Annotated in this window: 12 protein-coding genes; 11 read left to right on the forward strand and 1 reads right to left on the reverse strand. The window is 68.5% G+C overall.

Going from position 1 to position 13907, the window contains the following annotated elements; all coding sequences use genetic code 11:
- Window positions 1–75 precede the first annotated feature (75 nt).
- From pdxS to AC0Z36_RS10305, 3 genes are all read left to right on the forward strand, one after another.
- Window positions 76–984: a pyridoxal 5'-phosphate synthase lyase subunit PdxS gene (pdxS, locus tag AC0Z36_RS10295; RefSeq protein WP_485462453.1), complete on the forward strand. Its 909-nt coding sequence runs from the start codon at window positions 76–78 to the stop codon at window positions 982–984.
- A 143-nt stretch (window positions 985–1127) separates the two neighbouring features.
- Window positions 1128–1730 carry a pyridoxal 5'-phosphate synthase glutaminase subunit PdxT gene (gene pdxT / locus AC0Z36_RS10300; protein ID WP_485462454.1) on the forward strand — a complete coding sequence of 201 codons (603 nt, stop codon included), beginning with the start codon at window positions 1128–1130 and terminating at the stop codon, window positions 1728–1730.
- An 88-nt stretch (window positions 1731–1818) separates the two neighbouring features.
- Window positions 1819–2574: a YebC/PmpR family DNA-binding transcriptional regulator gene (locus AC0Z36_RS10305; protein ID WP_485462455.1), complete on the forward strand. Its 756-nt coding sequence runs from the start codon at window positions 1819–1821 to the stop codon at window positions 2572–2574.
- Between the two features lie 205 nt (window positions 2575–2779).
- Here AC0Z36_RS10305 and AC0Z36_RS10310 read toward each other — a convergent pair whose 3' ends face one another.
- On the reverse strand, window positions 2780–4066 hold the full coding sequence (locus AC0Z36_RS10310) for a mannosyltransferase family protein (RefSeq protein ID WP_485462456.1): 1287 nt from the start codon (window positions 4064–4066) through the stop codon (window positions 2780–2782).
- Between the two features lie 287 nt (window positions 4067–4353).
- Here AC0Z36_RS10310 and ruvC point away from each other — a divergent pair, with 287 nt between their 5' ends.
- From ruvC to AC0Z36_RS10350, 8 genes are all read left to right on the forward strand, one after another.
- Window positions 4354–4902 carry a crossover junction endodeoxyribonuclease RuvC gene (ruvC, locus tag AC0Z36_RS10315; protein WP_485462457.1) on the forward strand — a complete coding sequence of 183 codons (549 nt, stop codon included), beginning with the start codon at window positions 4354–4356 and terminating at the stop codon, window positions 4900–4902.
- 4 nt (window positions 4903–4906) lie between these two features.
- Window positions 4907–5518 (forward strand): Holliday junction branch migration protein RuvA, encoded by a 612-nt coding sequence (gene ruvA, locus AC0Z36_RS10320; RefSeq protein ID WP_485462458.1) that lies wholly within the window; start codon window positions 4907–4909, stop codon window positions 5516–5518.
- 94 nt (window positions 5519–5612) lie between these two features.
- Entirely contained in the window at window positions 5613–6680 is a 1068-nt protein-coding gene (gene ruvB, locus AC0Z36_RS10325) for a Holliday junction branch migration DNA helicase RuvB (RefSeq protein WP_485462459.1), read from the forward strand.
- A gap of 138 nt (window positions 6681–6818) precedes the next feature.
- Window positions 6819–7286, forward strand: a complete 468-nt coding sequence (yajC, locus tag AC0Z36_RS10330) for a preprotein translocase subunit YajC (RefSeq protein ID WP_485462460.1) — start codon at window positions 6819–6821, stop codon at window positions 7284–7286.
- A 64-nt stretch (window positions 7287–7350) separates the two neighbouring features.
- Window positions 7351–9144: a protein translocase subunit SecD gene (secD, locus tag AC0Z36_RS10335; RefSeq protein WP_485462461.1), complete on the forward strand. Its 1794-nt coding sequence runs from the start codon at window positions 7351–7353 to the stop codon at window positions 9142–9144.
- Window positions 9145–9152: 8 nt separating this feature from the next.
- Window positions 9153–10289 carry a protein translocase subunit SecF gene (secF, locus tag AC0Z36_RS10340; RefSeq protein ID WP_485462502.1) on the forward strand — a complete coding sequence of 379 codons (1137 nt, stop codon included), beginning with the start codon at window positions 9153–9155 and terminating at the stop codon, window positions 10287–10289.
- The gene (locus AC0Z36_RS10345; protein WP_485462462.1) at window positions 10286–10861 is read left to right on the forward strand and encodes an adenine phosphoribosyltransferase; all 576 of its coding nucleotides are present in this window, start codon (window positions 10286–10288) and stop codon (window positions 10859–10861) included. The genes secF and AC0Z36_RS10345 overlap by 4 nt, the downstream gene beginning before the upstream one ends.
- 177 nt (window positions 10862–11038) lie before the next feature.
- Window positions 11039–13807: a RelA/SpoT family protein gene (locus tag AC0Z36_RS10350; protein WP_485462463.1), complete on the forward strand. Its 2769-nt coding sequence runs from the start codon at window positions 11039–11041 to the stop codon at window positions 13805–13807.
- Window positions 13808–13907: the final 100 nt, after the last annotated feature.

The following is a 13907-nucleotide window of genomic DNA, read 5'->3' on the forward strand; positions in this document are numbered from 1 at the left end:
GGTGGCATGCTGTGCTCAGTGCGGCCACCCGTACGATGTTCGTACATCAAACCCTGCTCACGTGTGAGGTCTTCCGTGTCCACCACCCCCGCCGACAACACCCCCAAGACCGGCACCACGCGCGTCAAGCGCGGGATGGCCGAGCAGCTCAAGGGCGGTGTGATCATGGACGTGGTCAACGCCGAGCAGGCCAGGATCGCTGAGGACGCCGGCGCCGTCGCCGTCATGGCACTGGAGCGGGTCCCCGCCGACATCCGCAAGGACGGCGGCGTCGCGCGCATGTCCGACCCGGACATGATCGACGCGATCATCGCCGCGGTCTCCATCCCGGTCATGGCCAAGTCCCGCATCGGCCACTTCGTCGAGGCCCAGATCCTGCAGTCCCTCGGCGTCGACTTCATCGACGAGTCCGAGGTCCTCACCCCGGCCGACGAGGTCAACCACAGCGACAAGCATGCCTTCACCACGCCGTTCGTGTGCGGCGCGACTAATCTGGGCGAGGCGCTGCGCCGCATCGCCGAGGGCGCGGCCATGATCCGCTCCAAGGGCGAGGCCGGCACCGGCAACGTCGTCGAGGCCGTGCGCCACATGCGCCAGATCCGCGGTGACATCAAGCGCCTGCGGGCGTTCGACAGCAATGAGTTGTTTGCCGCTGCGAAGGACCTCCAGGCTCCGTACGAGCTGGTCAAGGAGGTTGCCGAGCTCGGCAAGCTCCCGGTTGTGCTGTTCTCCGCCGGTGGTGTGGCCACCCCGGCCGACGCCGCGCTGATGATGCAGCTCGGCGCCGAGGGCGTCTTCGTGGGCTCGGGCATCTTCAAGTCCGGCGACCCGGTCAAGCGTGCCAAGGCCGTCGTCGAGGCGACCCGCCACTTCGACGACCCGGCGATCCTCGCCAAGGTCTCGCGCGACCTCGGCGAGGCGATGACCGGCATCAACTGCGACACGCTGCCCGAGTCGGAGCGGTACGCCAACCGCGGTTGGTAAGCAGCGCAGTCTTCCTGCCGGGCCCGGATGTCGTCCGCGACGTCCGGGCCCGGCCTGGTTCACTACGCGATTTCGCAACGCAGTTCGCAACGCAGTTCGCAACGCAGTTCGCAACGCAGTTCATAACGCGCAAGGTGGAACACGTGTCTGTCACGATCGGTGTCCTCAGTCTTCAGGGCGACGTACGGGAGCACATCAACGCCCTGACCGCGGTCGGCGCGACTGCGGTCCCGCTCGACCGCGCCGACCAGCTCGCCGGGGTCGACGGGCTGGTCATCCCCGGCGGTGAGTCCGGTGTGATGTCGAAGCTCGCGGTCAGCGCCAGGCTCTTCCCGCCGCTGCGCGCGGCGGTCGCCGCCGGACTGCCGGTGTACGGCTCCTGCGCGGGCATGATCATGCTGGCCGACAAGATCATGGACGGCGTCGAGGGCCAGGAGACCATCGGCGGCATCGACATGACGGTGCGTCGCAACGCCTTCGGCCGGCAGAACGAATCGTTCGAGGTCAACGTCGAATTCGCGGCGTTCGAGGGCGGCCCTGTCGATGCAGTCTTCATCCGCGCGCCCTGGGTCGAATCGGTCGGCGCACCGGTGCGGGTATTGGCGACGCTGGACGCCGGGCCGTATACCGGACGTATCGTCGCGGTGCGCCAGGGCAACCTCCTCGCGACCTCGTTCCACCCGGAACTGACCGGTGACACGCGGGTCCACGAGTACTTCGTGCAGATGGTCCGGGACGCTGTCTGACCTCGCCTGCGGCACAGCCCGGTAGGATCGGTCCGGCCTGCTCGGCAGGCGACGTAATTTGTTGGTGACTTGAGGGAGTGAGGCGCGGATGTCCGGCCACTCAAAATGGGCTACGACCAAGCACAAAAAAGCGGTCGTGGACGCCCGCAGGGGCAAGCTCTTCGCCAAACTGATCAAGAACATCGAGGTCGCGGCACGGTCCGGCGGCGGCGACCCCGTCGGCAACCCGACGCTGTTCGACGCCCTGCAGAAGGCGCGTAAGTCTTCGGTTCCGAACAAGAACATCGACTCCGCGGTCAAGCGCGGTTCGGGCGCCGAAGCCGGTGGCGCGGACTACCAGTCGATCATGTACGAGGGCTACGGCCCGGCCGGTGTGGCCGTGCTCATCGAGTGTCTGACGGACAACAAGAACCGTGCGGCCTCAGATGTGCGCGTCGCGCTGACCCGCAACAACGGCGCGCTGGCCACGCCGGGCGCGGTGAGCTACCTGTTCACTCGCAAGGGCGTTGTGATCGTCCCCAAGGGCGAACTCGGCGAGGACGACGTGCTCGGCGCGGTCCTGGACGCCGGCGCGGAGGAAGTCAACGACATCGGCGAGAGCTTCGAAGTCGTCTCCGAGGCGACGGACCTGGTCGCGGTGCGCACCGCGCTCCAGAGCGCCGGGATCGACTACGACTCCGCGGACATGACCTTCCTGCCGAGCGTCGAGGTCGAACTCGACGAGGACGGCGCAGGCAAGATCATGAAGCTGATCGACATGCTGGAGGAGTCCGACGACGTCCAGAATGTCTGGGCGAACTTCAGCGTCAGCGACGAGATCATGGAAAAGCTCAACGGCGAGTGAGTTGACGTACGTAAAGGGCCCGGCGGCTTCTTCGGTTGCCGGGCCCTTACGTTTTAATTCTGCGACCACTGCGTCAGCGGGGCTGCGTGCAGGGCAAGACGTTCAATCTGCGTATGGGCGGACCACCCCCGCGTGAGCGGGGCGGGTCTTGCCTCCGCCGTGGATCGGGTGGACTTTCCTGCCCGGCGACAATCACACCGTCAGGTCACGGGTTCGTGTTGATCACGTACACCAGGTAGCCCGTGTACCAGCCGCCGAATGCAGCCCCCGCCGCCAGCACGCTGATCTGCAACGCCCGGGGCCACTTCACCATAAGCACCGCGAGTGGCAGCACGAGTGTGACCGCCGGCAGCATGAACCGCGGCTTCGACTGGAAGAACCAGCCGTTGGAGGTCGTCAGCGCCAGGAACATCACCACAGCGGTGTACGTGTGTACCGCCCACGGCACCCGGCGGTCGCGCAGCGACCAGATCAGCAGGCCGACGGAAGCAATGATGATGAACGACGACATCAGGTAGACCGGGCGGCCCAACTGGGTGAAGGACTTCAGCATCCACTGGACCGTACTGACTCCCAGGTCGAAGCGGAGGTTGAACGCCTTGTCCTGAATCCAGAACCACGCGTCGATGCGGCCGGCCAGCCAGCCGACCCAGACGATGAACCCGACGCACCCGAGCGGTGCGATCAGTGTGGCGAGCACGGGACGTCGCGCCTTGCGCGCGAGCAGACCCGTACGACGGCCTTCGGTGTCCTTCTCCAAGACCGCGAACAATGCGGCCACGCCGATCGCGGCCACCAGGGCGTAGCCGGTGTTCCGGGTCAGACCGGCGAGCATCGCCAGCGTCCCCGCGGTCATCCAGTGCCGTTTGACCAGGGCGTACAGCGTCCACGAGGCGAAGGCCATGAAGAGGGCCTCGGAGTAGACCATCGACAGCACCATCGCGCCGGGGCCCACGCTCCACAGGACGGCGAACAGTGTGCCGGTCCGGTGGCTGCCGGTGATCTGCCGGCCGAGGGCGTACAGGCCCCACGCGGAGACCGCGCCGGCGAGCAGTGTGACGACCATCCCGGCGTTGAGGCTGTCCAGTCCGGTGACTGTGGAGACGAAACGGATCGCGTAAGGGAAACCCGGGAAGAACTCGACGTTGACCCAGTAGGGCTTCCCACTGGGGGAGACGGGGATCTTGTCGACATATCCGTAATCGGCGATGTCGCGGAACCACTCGCCGTCCCACGCGCCGGCCTGGCTCCAGAACGGCTTGTCGGAACTGAACGCCATCAGCGCGAAGACGAGCAGATTGACCGCCCGCGCGGCCAGGTAGCCGGCCACCGCCCACTTGGCGGCTTTCAGCGACACCAGTGCGGCGTCCCTGGCTGTGAGCGCCCTCGTCCGCCACGCGTCCGCGCTTCGGGCGCGCCCGGCAGCCGTCGTGACGCCCTGCGCGGGCGACGCCGACGGTTCACGTACAGCAGGGGTCGATGCTGACGGCATGGCGGCCTTAACTCCGGTGAGGGGGACAGTGCTGAACTTTAGCGTCGCAGGTCACCGGGGTGATGCGCGCTGTGGGGTTGGACCGGCCTGCGTCCGTGGTTCGCAACAGTGCTGTGGCCTGCGTGTTATCGGAAGAACGTGTACTCACTCTTCCGGGTGGACGCGTACCCGGGGTGACCGGGTTCCCGCCCGTGGTGCACTAGGGTCGTACGCGCATTGATACGAACAAATGTTCGCTCGATGTTCGGTGGTCCAGCAGGTCGACAATGCGGCGAAGGGAGTAGGCCATGCGGGTGTTCGGGGTGGACCCGGGGCTGACCCGCTGCGGCCTGGGTGTGGTCGAAGGCGGCGTCGGACAGCCGCTGAAGATGATCGAAGCGGGAGTCGTCCGTACATCCCCTGACACGGACCTGGCACTGCGCCTCCTCGGAATCGAGGAGGGCGTCAATGAATGGATAGATCGACACAACCCCGACTGCGTCGCCGTCGAACGCGTCTTCAGCCAGCACAACGTCAGCACCGTGATGGGCACAGCGCAGGCCTCCGCCATCGCGATCGTCTGCGCCGCGCGCCGCGGAATCCCCGTCACCCTGCACACCCCCAGTGAGGTCAAAGCAGCCGTCACCGGTAACGGACGCGCCGACAAGGCACAGATCGGCGCTATGGTCGCCCGCATCCTCCGGCTCGACGGGCCGCCCAAGCCCGCCGACGCCGCCGACGCGGTGGCCCTGGCGATCTGCCACATCTGGCGCGGCGGAGCCTCAGGCCGGCTCGCCGCCGCGGTCGCCGCCGCCCGCACACCGACATCGAGACTGCCCAGAGGTACGCGAGGATGACCCTGTGATTGCTTTTGTGAACGGGACGGTCGCCGCGCTCGGGCCGACGACGGTCGTGGTCGAAGTGGGCGGCGTCGGCATGCTGCTCCAGTGCGCCCCCGCCACCCTCACCGGTCTGCGGGTCGGCGAATCCGCGAAACTGTCGACGTCCCTGGTCGTACGGGAGGACTCCCTCACCCTGTACGGCTTCGCCGACGACGACGAACGCGCGGTCTTCGAACTCCTGCAGTCAGCAAGCGGCGTCGGCCCCAGACTCGCTCAGGCGATGCTCGCAGTGCACCGCCCCGACGCCCTGCGCGCGGCGGTCGCAGGCGGCGACGAGAAGGCCCTGATGGCAGTGCCCGGCATCGGGAAGAAGGGCGCGCAGAAGCTCCTCCTCGAATACAAGGACAAGCTCGGGCTCCCCCTGGGCGATGTCCCGCGGGCCGGCGTCGGAAGCCCCGTCAGCTCTTCGTGGCGCCACCAGCTGCACGCCGCACTCGTCGGCCTGGGCTACAGCACCCGCGAAGCCGACGACGCCGTCGAGGCCGCGGCCCCCCAAGCCGGGGAAACAGCCGGCACGCCGGACATCGGACCGCTGCTCCGCACCGCGCTGCGCAGTCTGAACCGCCGCTGATGTCGGACCCGTACGCGATGATGCGCACACCTGTGAAGACGCAACAGAAGACGCAACTAAAGACACGACCTTTGACGATGATCCGGGGCAGGGCATGAACGGCGACGACGGCGAACGGCTGATGACGGAATCCGCCGACGGCGAGGACCAGGCCGTCGACGCGGCGCTGCGCCCCCGGAGCCTCGACGAGTTCATCGGCCAGGAGCGCGTCCGCGAGCAGTTGTCGCTGGTCCTGCACGCGGCCAAGGCCCGCGGCTCGGTGTCCGACCATGTGCTGCTCTCCGGGCCTCCCGGGCTCGGCAAGACCACCCTGTCGATGATCATCGCGCAGGAGATGGGCGTACCGATCCGGATCACCTCGGGCCCGGCCATCCAGCACGCCGGCGACCTCGCGGCGATCCTGTCCTCACTTAGTGAGGGCGAGGTGCTGTTCCTCGACGAGATCCACCGCATGTCCCGGCCCGCCGAAGAGATGCTCTACATGGCGATGGAGGACTTCCGGGTCGACATCATCGTCGGCAAGGGCCCCGGCGCCACCGCGATCCCCCTGGAACTGCCGCCGTTCACCCTGGTGGGTGCCACGACGCGGGCGGGCCTGCTTCCCCCGCCGCTGCGCGACCGGTTCGGCTTCACCGGGCAGATGGACTTCTACACGCCGTCCGAACTGGAACGGGTCATCCACCGCTCGGCCCGGCTGCTCGACGTACCGATCGACACCGCGGGCGCCGCGGAGATCGCCGGACGGTCCCGGGGCACGCCGCGTATCGCCAACCGGCTGCTGCGCCGGGTGCGCGACTACGCGCAGGTCAAGGCTGACGGCCGGGTCGACAGGACGATCGCCGACAAGGCGCTCGCGGTCTACGAAGTGGACGAGAGCGGCCTGGACCGGCTCGACCGGGCGGTGCTGCACGCGTTGATCAACCTGTTCGGCGGTGGCCCCACGGGACTGTCCACGCTCGCGGTGGCGGTGGGGGAGCAGACCGAGACCGTCGAGGAGGTCGCGGAGCCGTTCCTGGTGCGCAGCGGCCTGCTGGCCCGCACGCCCAGGGGCCGGGTGGCGACGGCGGCGGCCTGGCGGCACCTGGGGATGAACCCTCCCAAAACGCTGATCGGCGCTTCATCGGACGGCGATTTCGGAAACAATGAAGAGGCAGCCGGGTGACTTCCGGGAACGAGTACGGCGTTTGGTCGTTGTTCCAGTTGTCCACACCCGTCTAGACTCCGCCGAGGCCATGCGGGTTTGTGGCCTGTTCGCACGTCGTATCCGGGCAGCAGCCCGGGAAGGAACCGTTGAAGCATTGTGAACGCCCAGCTCTTCTTGCTCCCGCTCATCGCTGTCGCCTTCTACTTCTTGATGATCAAGCCGGCCAAGAAGCGGCAGCAGCAGGCGAAGGAGACGCAGACGTCACTGCAGCCGGGGGCTGAAGTGCGCACCATCGCCGGTCTGTACGCCACCGTGCACGAGGTCGAGGAGGACACTGTCGTCCTCGAGGTCGCACCGGGGGTGTACTCCCGCTACATGAAGAGCGCGATCGCCGCGATCCTCAGCAGCGACGACGCCCCGGCTGATGAGTCCCACGACACCGAAGAGCCGGCCGACGACGTCGAGGAGACGGCCGCCGGCACGAAGGCCGCCGGTGAGGAGTCCGCGGACGCGCCGGTCAACCTCGGCAAGAAGGCCGACCTGAGCAAGACCTCGGACGACGGCGACAGCGACGACAAGAACGCCGACGACAAGAGCGTCGGCGACAAACCCGCACAGTCGTAACAGCTGGAAAAGCTGTAGCAGCCGGCATCGCCGGGCAAACATTGCATTGGGAGATTGGGCGAAGGTGGCAGGTCCTAAATCTGGTTCACGAGGGCACCCGCGGCGGGTTCTGGCCTTCATTCTGGTGGTCATCGCGGTGCTTTACGCCGCGATGTTCGCGACCGGTGACAAGACGCCACGACTGGGTATCGACCTTGCCGGTGGTACCAGCATCACGCTGACCGCCAAGACCGACGCCGGCGGCAGCAAGAACGCGGTGAACTCGGCGAACATGAAGACCGCGGTGGAGATCATCCGCCAGCGGGTCAACGCGTTCGGCGTCTCCGAGGCGGAGGTGCAGACCGAGGGCGACCGCAACATCGTCATCAACATCCCCAAGGGCAACAAGGGCACGGCGGAGCAGGTCGGCAAGACCGCGAAGCTGTTCTTCCGCCCGGTCCTCGAGGCCGGTTCGCCGCTGCCGCTGACGCCGCCGGTGACCACACCGCCGACGACGGCGCCGCCCGGCACGCCGTCGGCCACGCCGCCGGCGTCCGCGACTCCGACGGCGAGCGGCACCGGCAAGCCGCAGGGGAGGGTCATCCCCGGTCTGAAGCAGGCCGACCCGACCCCCGGCGCCACGCCCCCGCCCACCAACGCCCCGCTGGACCTCACGGTCCCCGGCTCCGGTGCGCAGGACCCGGCGGCCGGACAGCAGGCGCCCGGCGCCAACGACGCCAAGTACGGCATCACCCCGGAGCTCCGCGCGAAGTACAACACGCTCGACTGCACCAAACCCGAAGCGCGCCTGAACACCAACGCGGTCGCACCGGACCAGGTGACGGTCGCCTGCACCCGCGACTCCAAGGGCGAGCAGGTCGAGAAGTTCATCCTGGCCCCGGCCGCGGTGGACGGCGTCGACCTCTCCGACGCCAGGGCGGAACTGCCGCAGGGCGGGACCGTGGGCGGCTGGCAGGTCGCCATGTCGTTCAACGGCAAGGGCACCGACAAGTTCACCAAGATCACCACGGACCTGTCGTCGAGCAAGTACCCGACGCAGCGGTTCGCGATCGAGCTGGACGGCCAGGTCGTCTCCGCGCCGAACGTGTCCAACCCGATCCCGGGCGGCCAGGCGGTCATCAACGGAAAGTTCTCGCAGAAGGAGGTCAAGGACCTCGCCAACGTGCTGAAGTACGGCTCGCTCCCGCTGTCCTTCGACCAGTCCGAGGTCACCGAGGTTTCGGCGTCCCTGGGCGGTGAGCAGCTGCGCGGCGGCCTGATGGCCGGCGGTATCGGCGTCATCCTGATCATCCTGTACTGCCTGGCGTACTACCGCGGTCTCGGCCTCGTGGCGATCTCCAGCCTCGCGGTGTCCGGTGCGCTCACGTACGCGCTGATGTGCCTCCTGGGCAGCGGGATCGGCTTCGCGCTGAACCTGCCGGCGGTGGTCGGCGCCATCGCGGCTATCGGTATCACCGTCGACTCGTTCATCGTGTACTTCGAACGGATCCGCGATGAGATCCGCGAGGGCCGTACGCTCCGGCCGGCCGTCGAGGCCGCCTGGCCGCGGGCCCGGCGGACCATCCTGGTGTCGGACTTCGTGTCCTTCCTCGCCGCCGCGGTGCTGTACGGCGTCTCGGTCGGCAAGGTCAAGGGCTTCGCGTTCACGCTGGGCCTGACCACGCTGCTCGACGTCGTGGTGGTGTTCCTGTTCACCAAGCCGCTGATGACGATCCTGGCCGAGAAGAAGTTCTTCGCCCAGGGGCACAAGTGGTCCGGGTTCAGCCCGGACAGGCTGGGCGCGGCTAACAAGAAGTCCTACCGCAAGCCGCGCACCCGTCGGACGTCGGCGACCGTCGACCTGGCGAAGGAGGCCTGATGTCCCGCATCAGCAAGCTCAGGAACATCGGCCACCACCTGGCCCAGGGCGAGGTCAGCTACGACTTCGTCGGCAGGAAGAAGATCTGGTACGGCGTCTCCGTGGCGATCCTGGTGCTGTCCGCGATCGGCCTGTTCGGCCGCGGTCTGCACTACGGCATCGAGTTCGAGGGCGGCTCGGTCTACAACGTCAAGAAGGCCGGGATCACCGTCTCGGACGCCCGCAAGGCGATCGACAAGGTCGCCCCGGGGGGTGCCGAGCCGATCATCCAGAAGGTCGGCGGCGGCCAGGTCCGCATCCAGCTCAGTGAGTCGAACGCGGCCAGGTCGACGCAGATCAGCAACGATCTCGCGAAGGAGTTCGGCGTCGCCTCGGTCGACACCCAGGTGGTCGGCCCCAGCTGGGGTTCGGAGATCTCCGAGAAGGCCCTGAACGGCCTGCTCATCTTCCTCGTCCTGGTGGTGATCTATCTCGCGTTCGCCTTCGAGTGGCGGATGGCCATCGCCGCCCTCGTCGCGCTGATCCACGACATCGTGATCACCATCGGCGTGTACGCGCTGGTGGGCTTCGAGGTCACGCCGGGTACGGTCATCGGCCTGCTGACGATCCTCGGTTACTCCCTGTACGACACCGTCGTCGTGTTCGACGGCGTCAAGGACGCCACCCGCGGGCTCACCAAGCAGACGAAGAAGACCTACAGCGACGCCGCCAACACCGCGCTGAACCAGACGCTGGTGCGGTCGATCAACACCACGATCGTGGCACTGCTGCCGGTCGCCGCCCTGCTGTTCGTCGGCGGGCCGCTGCTCGGCGCGGGCATGCTGCAGGACATCGCGCTGTCGCTGTTCGTCGGCCTGGCGGCCGGCGCGTTCTCCTCGATCTTCATCGCCACACCGTTCCTCGCCGACATGAAGGAGCGCACCGCTGAGATGCGCTCACTCGCCAAGCGGGTCGAGCAGCGGCGCGCCTCCGACGCCAGGAAGGCCGCCGAAGGCGGTTCCGAGGCGGACAGCGGCGACAACGAGGCACACGAGGACACGGACGGCGACGGGGACGAGGTCCCGGCCGGGCGCGCACGCGCCCGCCGGCAGCCGGTCGACGAGCGCGGCCGCGCCCGTCGCGCCGGTGGGGCGCGGCGCAAGTGACCACCGCGCGGGAAGCACAGGACACGCAACACGGCCGGGCCTTCACGGCCCTGCTCGAAAGCCACATCCTCGACGTCCCGGACTGGCCCAAGCCCGGAGTCGTCTTCAAGGACATCTCCCCGCTGCTGGCCGACCCGGGGGCGTTCGCCGCGCTCGTCGACGCCATCGCCGCGCAGTGCGCGGCGGAGGGCATCGACAAGGTCGTCGGCATCGAGGCGCGCGGGTTCATCCTCGCAGCCCCGGCCGCCTACCGGGCCGGCGCCGGGTTCGTACCGGTCCGCAAACAGGGCAAGTTGCCGCGTGCGACCTTCGCGCGGTCGTTCGACCTGGAGTACGGGCAGGACGTCCTCGAAGTCCACCGCGATGCCTTCAAGCCCGGCGAGCGGGTGCTCATCGTGGACGACGTGCTCGCCACCGGCGGCACCGTCGAAGCTGCGATCGGCCTGGTCCGCGAGGCCGGCGCTGAGGTGGCCGGGGTGACTGTGCTGATGGAGCTGGGCTTCCTGCCGGGGCGGGCGCGGGTGGCGGCACTGCTGCCGGATGCGGCGATCACCGCGTACATCACCGTTTGACCAGCGGTTTACTTCTCCGGTGAGGGGCACTTCGGAACGCGTCACGCGGCTCCGGAGTGCCCCTCACGGGTCCGGGGGGCCATCCCCCGGGAGGACGCGGCACCGCGTCCGGGCCCCGGGTGTGAGCCGCTATGGTCACAGTCCCGGGGGAAGCCCGGGCAGGTGACGCTCGTTACCATGGACGATACGACCCCGGCGGGAGGAGTTCCGTTGCCGGACGAGGCCACGCCCGTGGTTCCGTCGGCTGCACCCGAGCCCACGCAGGAGACCGCCCCCGGCGGTGCTGCGAACGGCTCCGGACCAGCCAGTACGACCTCTACTGTGCGTTCCCGGGGGGCGACCCCCGCGGCTGAGGGCACTGACGGCCCGGCCGTGACGGCCAGTGGCGAGCCCGCGCAGCACACCAAGGGCCCGGAGACCGGCCCTGGTGCCGACGTGCCCGCGGCCGGTCCGACCGCCCGTGCCGCGAGTCACCCGGAGCCGGTGGCCACACCCACCGTCGACCCCGTTGTCGTGACCCCCACTGCGGTGGTCCCCACTGTCGTGGCGGGCGCCGAGCCCGGCGTCGCGGCGGTCGCCGTACCGGCGAAACCCCCTGTCGCGACGACTCAGGCCCGTACCCCCGCACGCCCCGCCGAACGGACCCGCAGCCTGCGTTCGGACGCCGGGGGACGCGTCCGGGCCCGTCTCGCCCGCCTCGGCGTGCAGCGCGGGAACACCGTCAACCCGGTCCTGGAGCCCCTCCTGCGGGTGGTCAGGGGCATCGACCCCAAGGCTGACGTCCGGCTCCTGGAGAAGGCGTTCGTCACCGCCGACCGCTGGCACCGCGGGCAGAAGCGCAAGAGCGGCGACCCGTACATCACCCACCCCCTCGCGGTGGCGACGATCCTCGCCGAACTCGGCATGGACCCGCCGACGCTGATGGCGGGACTGCTGCACGACACCGTCGAGGACACCGACTACAGCCTCGACATGCTCCGCCGCGACTTCGGCGACACGGTGGCGATGCTCGTCGACGGCGTCACCAAGCTCGACAAGGTCAAGTTCGGCGAGGCGGCGCAGGCCGAGACGGTCCGCAAGATGGTCATCGCGATGGCCAAGGACCCGCGGGTGCTGGTCATCAAGCTCGCCGACCGGCTGCACAACATGCGCACCATGCGCTTCCTCAAGCGGGAGAAGCAGGAGCGCAAGGCCCGCGAGACGCTGGAGATCTACGCCCCGCTCGCCCACCGCCTGGGCATGAACACCATCAAGTGGGAACTGGAGGACCTCGCCTTCGCGATCCTCTACCCCAAGATGTACGACGAGATCGTGCGCCTGGTGGCCGAGCGCGCCCCCAAGCGCGACGAGTATCTCGCGGTGGTCATCGACCAGGTGCAGCAGGACCTGCGCGGGGCCCGGATCAAGCCGGTCGTCACCGGCAGGCCCAAGCACTACTACAGCGTCTACCAGAAGATGATCGTGCGGGGCCGCGACTTCGCCGAGATCTACGACCTGGTGGGCATCCGCGTCCTGGTCGACTCCGTCCGCGACTGCTATGCGGCCCTGGGGACCATCCACGCCCGGTGGAACCCGGTGCCGGGGCGGTTCAAGGACTACATCGCGATGCCCAAGTTCAACATGTACCAGTCGCTGCACACGACGGTCATCGGGCCCGAGGGCAAGCCCGTCGAACTGCAGATCCGTACGTTCGAAATGCACCGCAAGGCCGAGTACGGCATCGCCGCGCACTGGAAGTACAAGGCGGAGGCGGTCGGCGCGAAGACCGCGCCCGGCGCCGGGGCCGGCGGGGTCCGCAAGGGTGAGACGCACGCCGGGGAGATGGCGTGGCTGCGTCAACTGCTGGACTGGCAGCGGGAGACCGAGGACCCGGGGGAGTTCCTGGAGTCGCTCCGGTTCGACCTGTCCAGCCAGGAGGTCTTCGTCTTCACGCCCAAGGGCGACGTCATAGCGCTGCCCGCCGGGGCCACCCCGGTGGACTTCGCGTTCGCGGTGCACACCGAGGTCGGCTACCGGACGATCGGCGCCAGGGTCAACGGGCGTCTGGTGCCCCTGGAGTCCAAGCTCGACAACGGCGACCTGGTGGAGGTCTTCACCTCAAAGGCCGAGAGCGCCGGGCCGAGCCGCGACTGGCTGGGCTTCGTCAAGTCACCGCGGGCCCGGAACAAGATCAGGCAGTGGTTCTCCAAGGAACGCCGCGAAGAGGCCATCGAACAGGGCAAGGAGGCCCTGACCAAGTCGATGCGCAAGCAGGGCCTGCCGTTGCAGCGCCTGTTGACCGGCGGCGACGCCCTGGTGACCCTGGCCCACGAGCTGCGGCACCCGGACATCTCCTCGCTGTACGCGGCGATCGGCGAAGGTCAGGTCTCGGCCGCGAACGTGGTCGAGAAGCTGGTCCAGTCGCTCGGCGGCGCGGAGGGCGCGCAGGAGGACCTGGCCGAGTCCGCCACGCTCGGCACCCAGCGCCGCCGCCCGCGCTCCACCGGCGACCCGGGTGTTGTCGTCAAGGGCGTCGCCGACGTGTGGGTGAAACTGTCCCGGTGCTGCACGCCGGTGCCCGGCGATCCCATCACCGGGTTCGTCACCCGCGGCAACGGCGTCTCGGTGCACCGCGCGGACTGCGGAAACATCGACGCGCTGATGCAGCAGCCCGAACGGATGGTCGAGGTCGAATGGGCCCCGACCGCGTCCTCGGTGTTCCTCGTCGCCATAGAGGTCCAGGCGCTCGACCGGTCCAGGCTCCTGTCGGACATCACCCGCGTGCTGTCCGACCAGCACGTCAACATCCTCTCGGCGTCGGTCGCGACCAACCGCGAGCGGGTGGCGGTCAGCCGCTTCACCTTCGAGATGGGCGACCCGAAGCACCTCGGGCACGTGCTGAAGGCGGTCAAGGGCGTCGAGGGGGTCTTCGACGCCTACCGGGTGACCAGCGGCAGACAGCAGTAGCCCGTACGGCATGACAGCGGCCCCCGCCCGCCGGAATCATCCGACGCGCGGGGGCCTCCGTACAAGATCTTCTCTCAGCGTGTCAGCACACCGCTGTCAG

The sequence above is a fragment of the Kitasatospora sp. UYEF31 genome, from assembly GCF_057291755.1.

What these genes read in the sequence shown, in the direction of transcription:
- AC0Z36_RS10350 (WP_485462463.1), top strand. Translation starts at nt 11,039, where the DNA reads ATGGACGATACGACCCCGGCGGGAGGAGTTCCGTTGCCGGACGAGGCC.
- AC0Z36_RS10310 (WP_485462456.1), bottom strand. Translation starts at nt 4,066, where the DNA reads ATGCCGTCAGCATCGACCCCTGCTGTACGTGAACCGTCGGCGTCGCCC.
- AC0Z36_RS10305 (WP_485462455.1), top strand. Translation starts at nt 1,819, where the DNA reads ATGTCCGGCCACTCAAAATGGGCTACGACCAAGCACAAAAAAGCGGTC.
- ruvC (WP_485462457.1), top strand. Translation starts at nt 4,354, where the DNA reads ATGCGGGTGTTCGGGGTGGACCCGGGGCTGACCCGCTGCGGCCTGGGT.
- ruvB (WP_485462459.1), top strand. Translation starts at nt 5,613, where the DNA reads ATGAACGGCGACGACGGCGAACGGCTGATGACGGAATCCGCCGACGGC.